Source organism: Shewanella sp. DC2-4 (genome assembly GCF_013248875.1).
Classification (GTDB): domain Bacteria; phylum Pseudomonadota; class Gammaproteobacteria; order Enterobacterales; family Shewanellaceae; genus Shewanella; species Shewanella oncorhynchi.
This window is the reverse complement of record NZ_JABRVR010000002.1, coordinates 3,645,083-3,660,702: the sequence shown is the minus strand read 5'-3', so window position 1 is coordinate 3,660,702 and position 15,620 is coordinate 3,645,083. Positions and strand designations below refer to the sequence as shown.

At 45.9% G+C, this 15,620-nt stretch carries 16 protein-coding genes; 13 read left to right on the top strand and 3 right to left on the bottom strand.

Features of this window, described 5'->3' with window-relative positions; all coding sequences use genetic code 11:
• Nucleotides 1-36: 36 nt before the first annotated feature.
• The 5 genes from mlaD to murA are packed head-to-tail and all read left to right on the top strand — an operon-like array spanning nucleotide 37 to nucleotide 3,011.
• Nucleotides 37-510 (top strand): outer membrane lipid asymmetry maintenance protein MlaD, encoded by a 474-nt coding sequence (gene mlaD, locus HQQ92_RS16690; protein ID WP_028759401.1) that lies wholly within the window; start codon nucleotides 37-39, stop codon nucleotides 508-510.
• Nucleotides 511-521: 11 nt separating this feature from the next.
• The gene (locus HQQ92_RS16685) at nucleotides 522-1,184 is read left to right on the top strand and encodes a phospholipid-binding protein MlaC (RefSeq protein WP_105251397.1); all 663 of its coding nucleotides are present in this window, start codon (nucleotides 522-524) and stop codon (nucleotides 1,182-1,184) included.
• Nucleotides 1,181-1,465 carry a lipid asymmetry maintenance protein MlaB gene (locus tag HQQ92_RS16680; protein ID WP_105251398.1) on the top strand — a complete coding sequence of 95 codons (285 nt, stop codon included), beginning with the start codon at nucleotides 1,181-1,183 and terminating at the stop codon, nucleotides 1,463-1,465. The genes HQQ92_RS16685 and HQQ92_RS16680 overlap by 4 nt, the downstream gene beginning before the upstream one ends.
• Nucleotides 1,466-1,484: 19 nt before the next feature.
• Nucleotides 1,485-1,742 (top strand): BolA family protein, encoded by a 258-nt coding sequence (locus tag HQQ92_RS16675; RefSeq protein ID WP_006086065.1) that lies wholly within the window; start codon nucleotides 1,485-1,487, stop codon nucleotides 1,740-1,742.
• 9 nt (nucleotides 1,743-1,751) lie between these two features.
• The gene (murA, locus tag HQQ92_RS16670) at nucleotides 1,752-3,011 is read left to right on the top strand and encodes a UDP-N-acetylglucosamine 1-carboxyvinyltransferase (RefSeq protein WP_105251399.1); all 1,260 of its coding nucleotides are present in this window, start codon (nucleotides 1,752-1,754) and stop codon (nucleotides 3,009-3,011) included.
• A 97-nt stretch (nucleotides 3,012-3,108) separates the two neighbouring features.
• Here murA and degS read toward each other — a convergent pair whose 3' ends face one another.
• Nucleotides 3,109-4,191, bottom strand: a complete 1,083-nt coding sequence (gene degS / locus HQQ92_RS16665; protein ID WP_105251400.1) for an outer membrane-stress sensor serine endopeptidase DegS — start codon at nucleotides 4,189-4,191, stop codon at nucleotides 3,109-3,111.
• Nucleotides 4,192-4,306: 115 nt separating this feature from the next.
• The gene (gene degQ, locus HQQ92_RS16660) at nucleotides 4,307-5,659 is read right to left on the bottom strand and encodes a Do family serine endopeptidase DegQ (protein WP_173246892.1); all 1,353 of its coding nucleotides are present in this window, start codon (nucleotides 5,657-5,659) and stop codon (nucleotides 4,307-4,309) included.
• 412 nt (nucleotides 5,660-6,071) lie between these two features.
• Between degQ and zapE the strand changes: the two genes are divergently transcribed.
• The 8 genes from zapE (at nucleotide 6,072) to rlmB (ending at nucleotide 13,979) form a co-directional block, all read left to right on the top strand.
• Nucleotides 6,072-7,184 carry a cell division protein ZapE gene (gene zapE, locus HQQ92_RS16655; RefSeq protein WP_168825494.1) on the top strand — a complete coding sequence of 371 codons (1,113 nt, stop codon included), beginning with the start codon at nucleotides 6,072-6,074 and terminating at the stop codon, nucleotides 7,182-7,184.
• A 291-nt stretch (nucleotides 7,185-7,475) separates the two neighbouring features.
• Nucleotides 7,476-7,904 carry a 50S ribosomal protein L13 gene (gene rplM / locus HQQ92_RS16650; RefSeq protein ID WP_105251403.1) on the top strand — a complete coding sequence of 143 codons (429 nt, stop codon included), beginning with the start codon at nucleotides 7,476-7,478 and terminating at the stop codon, nucleotides 7,902-7,904.
• 14 nt (nucleotides 7,905-7,918) lie between these two features.
• Entirely contained in the window at nucleotides 7,919-8,311 is a 393-nt protein-coding gene (gene rpsI, locus HQQ92_RS16645) for a 30S ribosomal protein S9 (RefSeq protein ID WP_006083052.1), read from the top strand.
• Between the two features lie 138 nt (nucleotides 8,312-8,449).
• A complete protein-coding gene (locus tag HQQ92_RS16640; protein WP_105251404.1) occupies nucleotides 8,450-8,638 on the top strand; it encodes a DUF2065 domain-containing protein in 189 nt (62 codons plus the stop codon).
• A 72-nt stretch (nucleotides 8,639-8,710) separates the two neighbouring features.
• Nucleotides 8,711-10,006, top strand: a complete 1,296-nt coding sequence (locus tag HQQ92_RS16635) for an adenylosuccinate synthase (RefSeq protein ID WP_028759421.1) — start codon at nucleotides 8,711-8,713, stop codon at nucleotides 10,004-10,006.
• A gap of 112 nt (nucleotides 10,007-10,118) precedes the next feature.
• A complete protein-coding gene (gene motX / locus HQQ92_RS16630; RefSeq protein ID WP_113939975.1) occupies nucleotides 10,119-10,775 on the top strand; it encodes a flagellar protein MotX in 657 nt (218 codons plus the stop codon).
• A gap of 39 nt (nucleotides 10,776-10,814) precedes the next feature.
• Nucleotides 10,815-13,238, top strand: a complete 2,424-nt coding sequence (gene rnr, locus HQQ92_RS16625) for a ribonuclease R (protein WP_173246889.1) — start codon at nucleotides 10,815-10,817, stop codon at nucleotides 13,236-13,238.
• Complete coding sequence (rlmB, locus tag HQQ92_RS16620) at nucleotides 13,239-13,979, top strand: 23S rRNA (guanosine(2251)-2'-O)-methyltransferase RlmB (protein WP_028759536.1); 741 nt, start codon at nucleotides 13,239-13,241, stop codon at nucleotides 13,977-13,979.
• A gap of 114 nt (nucleotides 13,980-14,093) precedes the next feature.
• On the opposite strand, the gene HQQ92_RS16615 is transcribed toward rlmB, so the two are convergent.
• Entirely contained in the window at nucleotides 14,094-15,536 is a 1,443-nt protein-coding gene (locus HQQ92_RS16615) for an MFS transporter (protein ID WP_173246886.1), read from the bottom strand.
• Nucleotides 15,537-15,620 lie beyond the last annotated feature (84 nt).

The following is a 15,620-nucleotide window of genomic DNA, read 5'->3' as shown; positions in this document are numbered from 1 at the left end:
CACAGGTTAGATGGATTAACAGAGTGGTAGCTGAACATGTTGACACGAAAAATTGAATTATTAGTGGGTGTGTTTCTTTTAACAGGATTGGCCGCTTTTTTGGTCTTAGTCTTTAACGTCGCCAATATTGAAGTGAAAAGCAGCGATAGCACTTATACCATACAAGCCAATTTTACCAACATTGGTGGTTTGAAGGTGCGTTCGCCAGTCAAGGTTGGCGGTGTTGTCGTTGGCCGAGTGAGCAGCATAGATTTAGACCCAGTTAAGTTAGTGGCTGTGGTCACATTAGTGATGGACAAGCGTTACGATAAATTCCCTGAAACCAGTAGTTTAGCCATTTTGACTTCGGGTTTGTTGGGCGAACAATTCTTAGGGTTAACACCGGGTTTTGTCGACGATGATGTCAGTATGCTGAAAGATGGCGATAAGATTGACGACACTCGTTCGGCATTAGTGTTGGAGGAGCTGATTGGTCAGTTCTTATATAGTATGGGTTCGAAGGATAAATAGGGGTTACCGCTATGTTTAAAAACTTATCTCGTTTTTTATTGCCGTTAGTGATGGTTTTAGGGGCAACGAGCGCAGTTGCCGCTGATGTGGTTGTCGATACGACAGATCCGTATGCCATGGTGAAAGCCGTTGCCAATAAAACCTTCGATCGTTTTCACAAAGATAAAGCATTAATCGACGCAAATTCAGACCATTTAAAGGTGATTGTTCGTGAAGAACTCATGCCTTATGTCGATTATAAATACGCTTCTTATAAGGTATTAGGCCAATATCTTAAGGATTCAACCGAAGAGCAACGCAATCGTTTCGTCAATGCTTTTGAAGGTTATTTAATCTCTACTTATGCCCAAGCCTTTACTGAATATACTAATCAAAAAGTGGAATTCTCACCTGGGATTGATTTCAGCAAAGAGAAAATGGTCGATGTAAACGTGCAGATCATCGAAGCCGGTCGCCCACCGATTAAACTATTGTTTAAGGCGCGCCGTTTAAAGGATGACTCATGGAAGGCATTTGATTTAGTTGCCGAAGGTGTGAGCTTACTGTCTTCTAAGCAGTCGGAAATCTCTAATCTAATTCGCCAACAGGGTATCGATCCCGTGATTAAGATGCTCGAAGATCGCACTAAAGAGAAAGTGGTCATGAAGGCTAAGTCTGGGAAGTCACAGTCGTGATTGAATTTGTGCAACAGGGGACAGTTTGTCATCTTAAAGGGCGCATAACCCAAGCCGATGTCATTACACTTTGGCCACAGCGGCAACAACTGCTAAATGAGTCAACCCAGATATTGTCTCTGTCTGGGCTCGAATACAGTGATAGCGCTGGCATGGCATTTTTGCTGGCGTTAGTGCGTGAACATCGCAGCCAACTTGTATTGAGTTCTGCTTCACCACAACTTAAAAAACTAATTGATTTATATGATTTAGATGCCTTCTTTACCGAAGAAGCGCATTGAGAATAGGGTAATAGATTTCATGGAATGCAGCTTAATTGAACAGATTTTACGTGATGCGTTAGGGCTTGAAGAAGTTCACGCTAGCTCGGATGGTAGCCATTATAAAGTGATCGCCGTAGGTGAATGCTTCGATGGTATGAGCCGAGTCAAACAGCAACAAGCCATTTATGCACCGTTGACGGCACACATTGCCAGCGGTGAATTACATGCATTAACGATCAAAACTTTCACGCCGACTCAATGGAAACGCGAAAAAGTTTTCAACATGCCTAGCTAGTGAGGAAAAGTGGATAAACTAACAATTCAGGCAAGCCCCCCGCTTGCCGGTGATGTGATTATTTCAGGTGCTAAAAATGCAGCTTTGCCTATTCTGATGGCGGGTGTATTGGCTGAAACCGATTTTGTGGTTTCTAACGTGCCCAATCTACGTGATGTGAGTACGAGCTGTAAGTTATTACGCTGTCTCGGCGCTGAAGTGACTGAACTCGGTGACGGACAGATCCGTATTTCTACCACTAATCTGAATGAGTTTTGCGCTCCCTATGATCTAGTGAAAACCATGCGTGCTTCTATCTTGATCTTAGGGCCGTTATTGGCTCGTTATGGTACGGCTGATGTGTCATTGCCTGGCGGCTGTGCCATTGGCGCAAGACCAGTGAACTTGCACTTACATGGCCTCGAAATGATGGGCGCCAAGATTGAAGTGAAAGAAGGTTATATCAAGGCCCGTGTTGATGGTCGTCTTAAAGGCGCACATATCTTTATGGACATGGTGAGTGTTGGTGCCACCGAAAACTTACTGATGGCCGCAGCATTAGCCGATGGCGAAACCGTGATTGAAAACGCGGCACGCGAACCTGAAGTGATCGATCTCGCTAATTGCTTAATTGCCATGGGTGCAAAAATCACTGGTGTAGGCAGTGCGACATTGCGTATTCAAGGGGTTGAGCGTTTACAGGGCTGCAATTACCGAGTTATGCCAGATCGTATCGAAACCGGTTCCTTCCTCGTTGCTGCCGCGGTGACCCGTGGTCGTATTCGTTGTTTAAAAGCCGATCCTGCTTCACTGGAGTCGGTTATCGCAAAACTTGAAGATGCAGGCGCGACGATTACTACGGGCGAAGATTGGATTGAGCTCGATATGCAGGGTAAACGTCCGAAGGCGGTGAATATCAAGACGGCACCTTATCCTGGTTTCCCAACCGATATGCAGGCGCAGTTTTGTGTACTCAATGCCTTAGCACAAGGTACGGCAACCATAACTGAGACTATCTTCGAAAATCGTTTTATGCATGTGCCTGAACTTATCCGTATGGGCGCTACCATGGAGCTTGAAGGCAACACCTGCATCATTCAAGGGATTGAATCTTTAAGTGGTGCTCAGGTCATGGCGACGGATTTACGTGCGTCAGCGAGTCTAGTGATTGCTGGCTTAGTGGCCGATGGTAAGACGATTGTCGATCGTATCTATCACTTAGATCGTGGCTATGAGCATATTGAGAATAAGTTTCAAGGTTTAGGCGCACAGGTTGTGCGTATTCAGTGATCTGTTACTGACTTAAGCTAATTTTGCATCATTAAAAAACCAGCTAAAAGCTGGTTTTTTGTTTTCTGCAGTTGAGCGCGTAATACTAAGTGACACTCTAGTTATCGATCACAACCTTCTCATCGATAATCACAGGTAACTCTTGTTGTTTACCTTGGCGTATCACAGTCATCATCACTTTCTTACCCGGTGTGGTTTCAGCGATGCGGTCCATTAGCATCTCAACGCCTGGCACATCTTCACCATCGTATTTAATAATCACATCCCTTGGCATTAGCAGGGCACGGGCCGCAGGGCCATTAGGATCGACACCCGTAACGAGCACACCTTTGAGATCGGGTAGATTAAGGATTTGTGCCACGACAGGATTAATCGGCTCGCCAGAAATTCCTAAAGCGCCACGGATCACTCGACCATTTTTAATCAACTTACCCATAATGCTGTGGGCTAATTTAATCGGGATAGCGAAGTTAATCCCATGGCCGCCACCTTCTTCACCCACTTGGAATGCTGCGGTATTAATACCAATAAGGCTGCCGTTAGTGTCAATGAGTGCGCCACCCGAGTTACCTGCATTAATCGCTGCATCGGTTTGTAGGAAGTCTAAGTAACCTGAACTTAAGCCGTTACGCCCCGTGGCACTGATGATGCCTTGGGTAATGGTCTGGCCTAAATTGTAGGGATTACCAATAGCGAGTACGACATCACCGACTTGAGGCGGACTGTCGAGATTAACGGGGACAATCGGTAAGTTATCGCCTTCAATTTTAAGTACCGATAAATCGGTTTCAGGATCGAAGCCAACCACTTCAGAGGTAAATTTGCGTCCATCTTGCAGGGCGACAACAATCTCATCGGCTTTCTTAATGACATGATAATTAGTGAGAATATAACCTTCTTTACTCATTATCACCCCAGAACCTAGACCTTGAAGTGAGCCTGAATTAAGTGGGCGGTTCTGATCTATGCTGAGGCTATAAATATTCACAACCGCAGGAGCTGCACGGCGTACCGCCTTGGCAAAGGATAGCTCGACTGTGTTGTTGGCACGGGTTTGTAGCAGACTACTACCGAGGGATTGGTTATCGAAATAACGTGTCACCAATAAAAACATGGCCGCCATGATAAGGCCGAAAAGGGTGGCTTTACCGAGATATAACAGAGTGTCTTTTATAGTCATGGCAGGATGGATCTAGAAAAAGGTGAGTTAGATTAACATGTTTAATCGATGTAAGCATAGGGAACCTAAGCTCCCTATGCTTATCTATGGCAGAAAAAATGGCCTATTTTGTCGATTAACGTAGGACTAAATATAACATGCTCTTATCACGCATTATCTTCAGTGCAACGGCACCTTCTTGATCTTTAAGTTGTGCTTTCAGTGTCTTAAGATCTTTAATCGCAGTGCGGTTAATACCGACAATTACATCTCCTTTTAATAAGCCACTCATGGCCGCGGGTGAGCCTTGTGCGACATCGGTAATTTCAATGCCCTTAGATGAGTTTTCTAAGGACGCACCTTGCAGCATAGGATGCACGGCACCAGCCGCTGTTTCACTGGTTTGGCTCGCTTCACCTAAGGTCACTTTAACTGTTTTCTTATCACCGTCACGGATGAGTCCTAACTCAACGTTAGCACCTGCACCCATAGTGGCGACTTTAGCCCGCAGTTCTTGGAATGACTTAATACCACGGCCATCAACGCTGATGATAATATCACCTGCTTTTATACCAGCCTTCTCTGCGGCACTGCCCTTGGCTACTTCATTCACGAAGCCGCCGTGTTGAGTGTCTAAACCGAAACCTTGTGCGAGTTGGCTATCGAGATCACGTCCCGAAATACCTAATACACCGCGGCGTACTTCTCCGTGTTCGGCAATTTGTGCCACGAGGTTTTTCACCATATTAGCAGGGATGGCAAAGCCAATACCGACGTTACCGCCACCCGGTGCTACGATTGCCGTGTTAATCCCAATTAACTCGCCGTTAAGATTGACGAGTGCGCCACCCGAGTTACCACTGTTAATCGCGGCATCGGTTTGAATAAAGTTTTCCAGCATTTCAATGCCTAAGCCGCTACGGCCTAAAGCACTAACAATGCCCGAGGTGACGGTTTGACCTAAACCGAAGGGGTTACCAATGGCAACGGCAAAGTCACCTACGCGTAAATCATCGGAATCAGAGGCTTTGATTGCGACGAGATTTTTCGCTTCAATTTGCAATAATGCGATATCTGACTCTGAGTCAGTACCAATCAGTTTTGCTTTTACTTCACGGCCGTCATGAAGACCAACTTGAATATCATCAGCACCGTCAATCACATGGTTGTTCGTGACGATATAGCCTTTTTCTGCGTCAATAATGACGCCTGAGCCTAAGCCTCTAAAAGGACGTTCTTGCACTTGCTCTTGTGGCGCATTAGGGCCGAAAAAGTAACGGAAAACATCAGGTACTCTTTGCTTAGAAACATGAGTCCCCGTTACCGCTACTGATACGACTGCGGGCGTCGTACGCTCAAGCATAGGCGCAAGACTTGGAATGGATTGTCCCTCAACCGTCTGTGGAATGGCGGCCTGTGAGACGACAGGCATTATAGTCAGGGTCGCGGCTAACATTGCGGCTGAAAGTACAGATAATTTTGTTTTCATCTATTCATAACTCCAAATAAGGGTTGAAAGATCTGGATGTAATGCATCAGCAATCGTGCGAGTGCCAGATCAAATCTGTATCGGTACCGGCTATTTGCCTAGGTAATCACTCTGACTCGCACCTTATTGAAAAAGTTCATTATATTAATAAATGTTAATTTTTTTAGCCTATTTTGTCGGCTGTTTCATACTTGTTGCTGAACAGAAATCTGTGGGCGAGATTAGGATTTTTCAAGCCCTAATATCAGCAGATTTTGCCGATTAAAATGACCTACAGCATAGAGGCTTATTAGACGTTTGTATGCAGTTTAGCGTTAAGGTAAAAGTCGTATTCTGCATTAATATATCCTGCGTCATATTGGCCGTGCTAATATCGTCACAGTTTTAGTAAAGGACATAAGAGAATTTAAACGTGCCTCAGTTAAGCCCTTGGCAGCATTATCAAAAAGATCTTACTCGTGATGGTTTTTCCCATGATCCGGCTCAAGAAATTGCCGTTAAGGCGTTACAACGCGTCTATGAAGACTTAACTACGGCAGAAGAACCGAGTTCTATTGTGGGGAAATTGTTTAGCGCATTAGGCTTAAAATCGGCACCAGCATCACCTAAAGGCCTGTATCTTTGGGGCGGAGTTGGGCGCGGTAAAACCTACCTGATGGATACCTTTTTTGATGCCTTGCCTGGTGAACAAAAATTGCGGGCTCACTTCCACCGCTTTATGCATCAATTGCATTTAGATTTGGATGAGTTAAAAGGCGTTCGCGATCCTTTGTTGGTGATTGCGAAAAAGATGGCTGCAAAATATCGCGTTATCTGTTTCGATGAATTCTTTGTCTCTGATATTACCGATGCCATGCTATTAGGTACGCTGTTTCAAGCGTTATTTAAAGAAGGCGTTGTGCTGGTTGCAACTTCGAATATTATCCCCGACGACTTATATAAAAATGGCTTACAGCGCGCACGTTTCTTACCTGCGATAGCCTTAATTAATCAACATTGTGAAGTACTCAATGTGGATTCTGGCATTGACTATCGATTGCGTACCCTTGAGCAAGCAGAGATTTATCATCATCCGTTAGATGCACAAGCTGATGCCAATCTGATACGTTATTTTAGTCAGTTAGCGCCTGAGTCTGAGGTGCTTACTGGTGACATCGAAATAGAAGGCCGCAGTATTAGTATTCGGCAGCAGGCGCAGGGCGTATTGTTGGCCGATTTTAGAGCGCTCTGTGATGGTCCACGAAGCCAGCGTGATTACATGGAACTTGCGCGGATTTATCACACTGTCCTCGTGAGTGGCATAGAACAAATGGGCGCCTTTTTGACTGGCGATGACATCGCCAGACGTTTTTTAGCTATGGTCGACGAATTTTACGAGCGCAATGTAAAGCTGATTGTATCGGCTCAAGTGCCACTCGAAGATATTTATGCCGATGGTTTGCTTAACTTCGAATTTAGGCGTTGCCGTTCACGCTTAATTGAGATGCAATCCCACGATTATTTAAAAACCGAACACCTGCCGTAACCCAGTAGTGTAAGAGTTTTGCATTAGCTGCGGCCTTAAATCACCAGAGGCTTGTTAATCCTTAGGATGACAAGTCCAATTGGTCGATATTTTATAATTTTTATCAAAATATCAGGTGATTTTTAACTCAGCTTTGTCTATACTCCGCCACCTGCCCACGTTACTCCGCCAATTGGGCGGAAGTTGTAAGCCGAAGTCGGTGCTCGAAGGGGTACTAAAAAGGCAATTTTGTGTTGTTTGCAAATGCAGACAGCATGTGAGACAGAAAATTAACTTTGGGTTTTTGTAATAATGAAGACTTTTACTGCTACACCAGAAACTGTAACTCGTGACTGGTTCGTCGTCGACGCAGACGGCAAAACTTTAGGTCGTATCGCTACTGAAATCGCTGTCCGTTTACGCGGTAAGCATAAGCCAGAATACACTCCACACGTTGATACCGGTGATTACATCATCGTTGTTAATGCTGAAAAAGTGACTGTTACTGGTAACAAAGCGAAAGGCAAAACGTACTACTCGCATTCAGGCTTCCCTGGTGGCATTAAGCAAATCAGCTTTGAAAAGCTGCAAGCGCAAAAGCCAGAAATGATCATCGAGAAAGCAGTTAAGGGTATGTTACCAAAAGGTCCTCTGGGCCGTGCCATGTTCCGTAAACTGAAAGTTTACGCTGGCGCAGAACATAACCACACTGCACAACAACCTCAAGTTCTTGATATCTAAACGGGATTAAGCAAATGGCTGCAACTCAGTACTACGGCACTGGCCGTCGCAAAACCTCTACAGCTCGCGTTTTCGCTAAAGCAGGTAGTGGCAACATCGTTGTAAATCAACGTCCTTTGGATCAGTATTTTGGTCGTGAAACTGCTCGTATGGTTGTTCGTCAACCTTTAGAGTTAGTTGAAATGACTGACAAGCTGGACATCTATGTAACTGTTAAAGGCGGTGGTATCACTGGCCAAGCAGGCGCAATCCGTCACGGTATTACCCGTGCTCTGATGCAATTAGATGAAGCACTGCGTCCATCACTTCGTTCTGCTGGTTTCGTTACCCGTGACGCTCGTAAAGTTGAGCGTAAGAAAGTGGGTCTACGTAAAGCACGTCGTAAGCCACAATTCTCTAAGCGTTAATTCGTTTTTGGAATATCAAAAAACCCAGCCTATGCTGGGTTTTTTATTGGCTAAAAATTGACGGTATAAGAAAACTCTTTGGTTGGAGTATGCTGATATACAATAAATTTATATTAAGCGAGTGAGTTTGAGGTAAGCATGACTTTTCAAATTTTTATGCTAGCAGTGGCACTTGTGTTGGTTTTGGAAGGCCTTGGGCCATTATTATTCCCAAATAAATGGCGTCGTTATTTAAATGAACTCTCCCATCAAAATCAGCAAGTTATCCAGCGACTTGGTGGGGCATTAGTCACTGCTGGAGTCGTGATTTGGGTTATTTTTGCGTAAAAAATAGCCTGCTTGCCCTTATTAACTAAGATCTGTTAAAATTCTTTTTTAACCGCAACCTTGCAGCAAATAATGGGCAAAAACGTAGTTGTTCTCGGCACCCAATGGGGTGACGAAGGAAAAGGTAAGATTGTCGACCTTCTAACAGAACAGGCAAAATATGTAGTGCGCTATCAAGGCGGCCACAATGCTGGTCATACCTTGGTTATCGACGGTGAAAAAACCGTTCTTCATCTGATCCCATCGGGTATCCTGCGCGATAATGTGAAATGCATTATTGGCAACGGTGTGGTGCTTGCACCTGACGCCCTGATGAAAGAGATCAACATGCTGAAAGATCGTGGAGTTCCTGTTGAGGAACGTCTGTTGATCTCTGAAGCGTGTCCGCTGATCCTTCCCTTCCATTGTGCCCTTGATATTGCCCGTGAAAAAGCGCGCGGTAATAAAGCTATTGGTACAACTGGCCGTGGTATTGGACCTGCGTATGAAGACAAGATCTCTCGTCGCGGTCTGCGAGTAGGCGACCTGTTCAATGCTGAACTGTTTGCTGAAAAGCTGAAAGAAGTTATGAAATATCATAACTTTATGCTGACAGAGTACTATCAAGTCGAAGCGGTTGATTACGAGCAAACGCTAGCAGATGCTTTGGCTATGGCCGATTATCTGAAGAGCATGTGTGTTGATGTGACTGAACTATTGGATACTGCACGTAAAGCCGGTGAGCCAATTCTGTTCGAAGGCGCTCAAGGTACATTACTCGACATTGACCACGGAACATACCCATTTGTAACCTCTTCAAATACCACTGCCGGTGGTGTTGCGACGGGTTCAGGTTTTGGTCCGCGTCACTTAGACTATGTCTTAGGTATCATGAAGGCTTACACCACTCGCGTAGGTGCAGGTCCATTCCCAACTGAACTATTATGTGAAGTCGGTGATCATTTAGGTACTAAAGGTCATGAGTTTGGTGCAACAACGGGTCGTAAGCGTCGTCCAGGTTGGTTGGATGCTGTAGCAATGCGCCGCGCAGTTCAAATCAACAGTGTTAGCGGCTTCTGCTTGACTAAGTTAGATGTACTTGATGGTCTGAAAGAAGTGAAGATTTGTGTCGGTTATCAGAATCCTGATGGCACTATCTCTAAAGTCACTCCGCTGGCCGCTGAAGGTTATGAACTGGTTACGCCGGTTTATGAAACTATGCCGGGTTGGAGCGAGTCGACTTTTGGCGCGACATCAATTGAGCAACTGCCTCAAGCAGCGATCAATTATATCAAGCGTCTTGAAGAGTTATTAGAAACACCAATCGACATTATCTCTACGGGTCCTGATCGTAACGAAACCATGATTTTGGTTAATCCGTTCAATTAAGATCTGTTAAGGCCGTGTTTCACGGCCTTTTTCTCTGCTTCTTTATGCCTTTCTCTGTTTTATTCTGCGGTTAGAAATTCAGCTCAAGCTCAAGAAATAGGTTATACTGCCGATGCAAGTATTCATCCTACTGTCATTGAGAGTCGTTATGCTACGTACAGCACTCGTTGCGCTACTGCCTTTAGTATCTTCAATGTGCTTTGCTGAAACGCAGGCGGTGGATATTTATAGTCAAGATCAATTGCTTGATTTGATCCGTAGCAATCAATACTTAGCGAAAGTGAAACGTGATGATTGCCAGTTAGTCCAAGACATTGAGGCGCGAGCCCAAGTCTTAAAACAGCCTTTATATCAATTCCTTTGGGGCGAAATGCTCAATCATGGAACGTGTGTGAAGGCTAACCCTGTGAAGGGTATTGCTTTGTTACGTGACTCGGCCGAACAAGGTAGCTCAGAAGCGATGTTAAAGCTTGCCGAGTATTATCAGAGTGGGAAATTTGTCATCCGCAATAAAGACAGAGCAGTGCATTATTTACTGCCTGCGGCTGCAAGTGGCAGTTTATCCGCTCGTATGATGTTAGTTCGTTTATTCGGTGAAGGTTATGGTAGTCCTAGGGATTACGAGATGGCCTATCACTGGTTATATAACGATGTATTTGCGGACGAGGCGACTAAGAATAAAGCCTTGTCTTTACTGCAGGTGTTAGCAGCTAAAATGCCCCCCAGTGCAGTGGCGCGGGCCCAGCAAGAACAGTTGCGAACCCGTTAAGTGGTCTCTTAATCTAGAGACACATTATTTGGATATTGAATGATCAAAGACCCTCATTTTGAGCGTGAACAGGATAAGTACGAAAACCCTATCCCAAGCCGTGAGTATATTCTCGATTACTTACGTTCTCAAAAATCACCTATCACTCGTGACAGCATTGCCGCGGCGTTAAACATCCAAGAGGAAGAACAACTTGAGGCCCTGCGCCGTCGCCTACGTGCGATGGAACGCGATGGCGAACTTGTGTTCACCCGTGGGCAGAGCTATGGCTTACCCGAGAAAATGGATCTGATCCCCGGCACAGTGCTCGGACACAGAGAAGGCTTCGGCTTTTTCAAACCCGATGAAGGCGGTGATGACTTATTTATTTCGAACCGCGACATGCTGATGTATTTCCACGGTGATAAAGTGCTGGCGCAAAAAGCAGGCACAGATCGTCGTGGTCGTCGCGAAGCACGTTTGGTGCGTTTGATCCAGCCGCGCAGTGCTGCAATTGTTGGCCGTTATCATGTTGATAGCGGTATGGCATTTGTCATTGCCGATGATAAGCGTATAACCCAAGAAATCTTAGTCGCGAATGAAGATCGCAACGGCGCCCGTCAAGGCGATGTGGTTGTGGTTGAATTAACGCGTCGCCCAGGTCGTTTTGTTAAGGCTGCGGGTAAAGTGACTGAAGTGCTTGGTAAGCAAATGGCGCCGGGGATGGAAATCGAAATCGCCCTGCGTAACTATGACTTACCCCATACTTGGTCACCTGTGATCGAGAAGAAACTGCGCCGTATTCCCGATGAAGTAACCGACGCCGATAAAGTCGGTCGTGTGGATTTACGTCATCTGCCATTAGTGACTATCGACGGTGAAGACGCCCGCGATTTTGACGATGCCGTGTATGCGGAGAAAAAAGCCGGTGGCGGCTGGCGTTTATGGGTTGCGATTGCCGACGTCAGTTATTATGTGCGTACCGATTCTGCCTTGGATACCGAAGCGCGTGCCCGTGGTAACTCTGTGTATTTCCCATCGCAAGTGATCCCTATGCTGCCGGAGAAAATCTCTAACGGCCTATGTTCGCTTAATCCCCACGTCGACCGTTTATGTATGGTCGCCGAGATGACCGTATCTGCTAAAGGTAAGTTATCAGGTTATAAGTTTTATCCGGCTGTGATGTATTCCCATGCCCGTTTCACTTATACCCAAGTGGCAGCAATGTTAGAAGGCGGCCCCATTGCGCCTGAGCATGAGGCTTTGTTCCCGCATTTGCAGTGTTTACAGTCATTGTATTTAGCGCTCGATGAGCAAAGAGCCGAGCGTGGTGCGATTGCGTTTGAAACCATGGAAACGCAGTTCATTTTCAATGAGCAGCGCAAGATTGATAAAATCGTGCCGCGTGGCCGTAATCAAGCCCATAAAATCATTGAAGAATGTATGATTTTAGCCAACGTTTCTGCAGCTAAGTTTGTGAAGAAACACAAAGGCGAAGTCTTGTATCGTGTGCATGAAGCGCCATCCGAGCAAAAATTGGCAAACTTTAAAGAGTTCCTTGCTGAGCGTGGTTTAAGCATGCCCGGCGGACTTGAGCCAACGCCGTCAGATTACCAGAATGTGATGTTGCAAATTGCCGACCGCCCTGATGCTGAACTTATCCAAGTGATGTTACTGCGCTCTATGCGTCAGGCAATTTACACTCCGGATAACGAAGGTCACTTCGGTCTGGCTTTAGAAGAATATGCGCATTTTACCTCGCCCATTCGCCGTTATCCGGATTTAGTGTTACATCGTGTGATCCGTTATTTACTGGCGAAGGAAAGGGGCGAAGCCACTGAGAAGTGGACGCAGGATGGTGGCTATCATTATCAGCTCGATGAGCTCGACAAATTAGGCGAAGAGTGTTCAACCACAGAACGTCGTGCCGATGAAGCGACTCGCGATGTTAGCGATTGGCTGAAGTGCGAGTTTATGCAAGATCACGTCGGCGATACCTTTGAAGCTGTGATTGCCTCAGTGACCAGTTTTGGTTTGTTTGTGCGCTTAAATGAACTGTTTATCGATGGCTTAGTGCATATCTCAAGTCTAGGTAGCGATTACTACCAATTCGACCCTATGCGTCAACGTCTTATCGGTGAGCACACAGGTCAAGTTTATCAAGTCGGCGATCCTGCGACGGTTAAGGTTGCTGCAGTCAACTTAGATGACAGACAGATTGATTTGGTTATGCTGGGTGATGACGGCAAAGGTGGTAAACGTAAAGCATCTGTCAGCCGTGATAAGCCGATGACAGCCCGTGAGCGCGTTAATCGTGAAGGCGCTAAGCAAGGTAAAGCAGGCAAAACCGCGGTATCTAGCGCCAAGGCTGAAACAGGCAAAACCAAACCTAAGGCCAAAGCTGGCACTAAAGCTAAAAAAGCAGCAGTAAAAGATCCGGCTAAAAAGCCAAAAGCCGCTAAGCGGAGCACGAGAAAGAAATAAATGAAAAAACAAGATATTATTTTTGGGATCCACGCAGTTGAAGCCCTGTTAAAACACAGCCCTGAGCGCATTATTGAGTTGTGGCTGTTACAAGGTCGTGACGATGAGCGCTTAACTGTGCTGGCCGATCAGGCCAAAGCCTTTGGCACGACGATTCAAGTCGCTTCTCGTAAAGCCTTAGATGACAAAGCGGAAAGCAGCCAACATCAAGGCATAGTCGCGCGCGTTAAAGCGGCGAAAGTATTGAATGAGCAAGATTTAGATGTGCTGCTTGCTAACACTGAGCAAGCATTCCTGTTGATCTTGGATGGTGTGACGGATCCCCATAACTTAGGCGCTTGCCTACGTAATGCCGATGCGGCTGGCGTACAAGGTATTATCGTGCCTAAAGACAATTCAGTTGGCTTAACTGCGACTGTGAGTAAAGTGGCATGTGGCGCTGCGGAAACAGTACCTTTATTCCAAGTGACTAATCTTGCGCGCACTATGCGTCACCTGCAGGATAAAGGTGTGTGGATTGTGGGCACTGCGGGCGAGGCAGATTGCGAGCTTTATCAAGCGGATCTCAAGGGATCATTGGCGATTGCTATGGGAGCTGAAGACAAAGGCTTACGCCGATTAAGCCGTGAGTCTTGCGATTCACTGATCTCTATCCCTATGGCCGGTAGTGTGTCTAGCTTGAACGTATCGGTTGCAACGGGTATTTGCCTATTTGAAGCAGTGCGTCAGCGTCGTAGCTAATATGCTCACGTTTGCCTGATCTCACATATGCAGTATCAGGCTTGAAGTAACAACTGGTCGTAATAAAAAGGCGGATTAACGATATAAAGTTAATCCGTTTTTTATTGGCCTTTTTTACGTCATCGCTTTGTCTAGGTTAACCTGATTGCTATCAGTTTCATCTATTTGAGCGGCTTCAGGCTCTGCTTGCTCAATATCGAAACTAAAGGCGAGTTGTTCCTCATCACTGTCATTATCATCGATAATATCGTCATCGACGCCATCGGCCCCTAAATCATGCTCCGATTCATCTAAGTTAGCGCTTGGCGTCATATGCTCTTGAATTGATTCAACATCAACCCGTGGGTCCAACGCTGCCGCCAGTGGTGACGAGACTAAGTCGCCCGTCGCCATTATGTAGTCTTGGGTGACATTGGTTTCGACTTTTTGCTGTGAATGTACATAACGTAAACGCACAAAGAGTATTAAGGTACAGGCTGACATAAAGCCATATAACATGTTATTGCCAAACCATTGCATTAATGTCGATGCGATAAGCGGACCGATACTGGCGCCTAAGCCGAAGGTTAATAATATTGTTGCTGATAAGCCGACCCGCTCATTTTGCTCTACTCGAGAGTTGGCAAGCGCTGTGGCAAGCGGATAAAAAGTGAAACCTAAAATACCAAATAGGAAGGTCATCACCAGCGAAATCACCGGGTGATAGGGAGTTAAAGCGATAGCTAAGGCTAAGATACCGAGCAATATACAGTTGATACGGATAAGGCGACTGCGGGACATAATGTCGGACAATTTTCCCATTGGCCATTGTGCCAGTAATCCCGCTAAAATCGTTGCCGTCATATACGTGGCGACTTTTTCAGGTGGTAAACCTAAGTTACTGGCGTAGGCGGGAGCGAGACCATAAAACGAACCCACTATCATGCTACCAATCGCGATTGTCGTGAGTGCTTGTGGCGCTTTTTTCCAGTAATAGGCAATTTTGAGTGGGGCAGGAACTAAGGGCGCAGGGTGAAGACGACGCGTGAGTGAAATCGGTACGATACAGAGTGAAAAACAAATTGCGATAAGCAGTAGTGGCTCTAGTCCTAATTCGGGGAAAATACTGATCGCACCTTGGCCCAAGATTAAACCGAAGTAAGATACGATCATATAACTCGCAAACACTGTGCCCCTTTGATTACTTTCAGCTTGTTCGTTAAGCCAACTTTCTAACACCATGTATTGGCACATCATCCCCATGCCGACCACGAGTCTGAGGAGCAGCCAAACCGCTAGCTCATCCACGAGTGCATGGCCTAATGCCGATGCAGCGACTATGCCAGCACTGGCGACAAAGGCGCGGATATGGCCCACTTGAGCGATAAGTCGATGACCAATCTTAGAGCCTGCCACTAGGCCAACATAGTAGGCCGACATCATGCCGCCAATCCATATTTGTGGCACATTCATCACTGAGAGCCTGAGCCCAAGATAGGTGGTAAGCAAGCCGCCGGCTAATACCATTAATAATGTGGTGCTATATAAAGAGGCGAAAGTGCGCAGCGGATTAGTCATATACAACTCCGAAAACACAAACTAGATTGATAATGAGGAGTGAGTATATCAGGGGTTAGTGTTTATGTTGTGTTGCAAATTGTT

Excerpts from the sequence above, each read along its gene's own strand:
- mlaD (WP_028759401.1), top strand. The coding sequence starts at position 37 with ATGTTGACACGAAAAATTGAATTATTAGTGGGTGTGTTTCTTTTAACA.
- HQQ92_RS16685 (WP_105251397.1), top strand. The coding sequence starts at position 522 with ATGTTTAAAAACTTATCTCGTTTTTTATTGCCGTTAGTGATGGTTTTA.
- HQQ92_RS16675 (WP_006086065.1), top strand. The coding sequence starts at position 1,485 with ATGGAATGCAGCTTAATTGAACAGATTTTACGTGATGCGTTAGGGCTT.
- degS (WP_105251400.1), bottom strand. The coding sequence starts at position 4,191 with ATGACTATAAAAGACACTCTGTTATATCTCGGTAAAGCCACCCTTTTC.
- degQ (WP_173246892.1), bottom strand. The coding sequence starts at position 5,659 with ATGAAAACAAAATTATCTGTACTTTCAGCCGCAATGTTAGCCGCGACC.
- rplM (WP_105251403.1), top strand. The coding sequence starts at position 7,476 with ATGAAGACTTTTACTGCTACACCAGAAACTGTAACTCGTGACTGGTTC.
- rpsI (WP_006083052.1), top strand. The coding sequence starts at position 7,919 with ATGGCTGCAACTCAGTACTACGGCACTGGCCGTCGCAAAACCTCTACA.
- HQQ92_RS16640 (WP_105251404.1), top strand. The coding sequence starts at position 8,450 with ATGACTTTTCAAATTTTTATGCTAGCAGTGGCACTTGTGTTGGTTTTG.
- HQQ92_RS16635 (WP_028759421.1), top strand. The coding sequence starts at position 8,711 with ATGGGCAAAAACGTAGTTGTTCTCGGCACCCAATGGGGTGACGAAGGA.
- motX (WP_113939975.1), top strand. The coding sequence starts at position 10,119 with ATGCAAGTATTCATCCTACTGTCATTGAGAGTCGTTATGCTACGTACA.
- rnr (WP_173246889.1), top strand. The coding sequence starts at position 10,815 with ATGATCAAAGACCCTCATTTTGAGCGTGAACAGGATAAGTACGAAAAC.
- rlmB (WP_028759536.1), top strand. The coding sequence starts at position 13,239 with ATGAAAAAACAAGATATTATTTTTGGGATCCACGCAGTTGAAGCCCTG.
- HQQ92_RS16615 (WP_173246886.1), bottom strand. The coding sequence starts at position 15,536 with ATGACTAATCCGCTGCGCACTTTCGCCTCTTTATATAGCACCACATTA.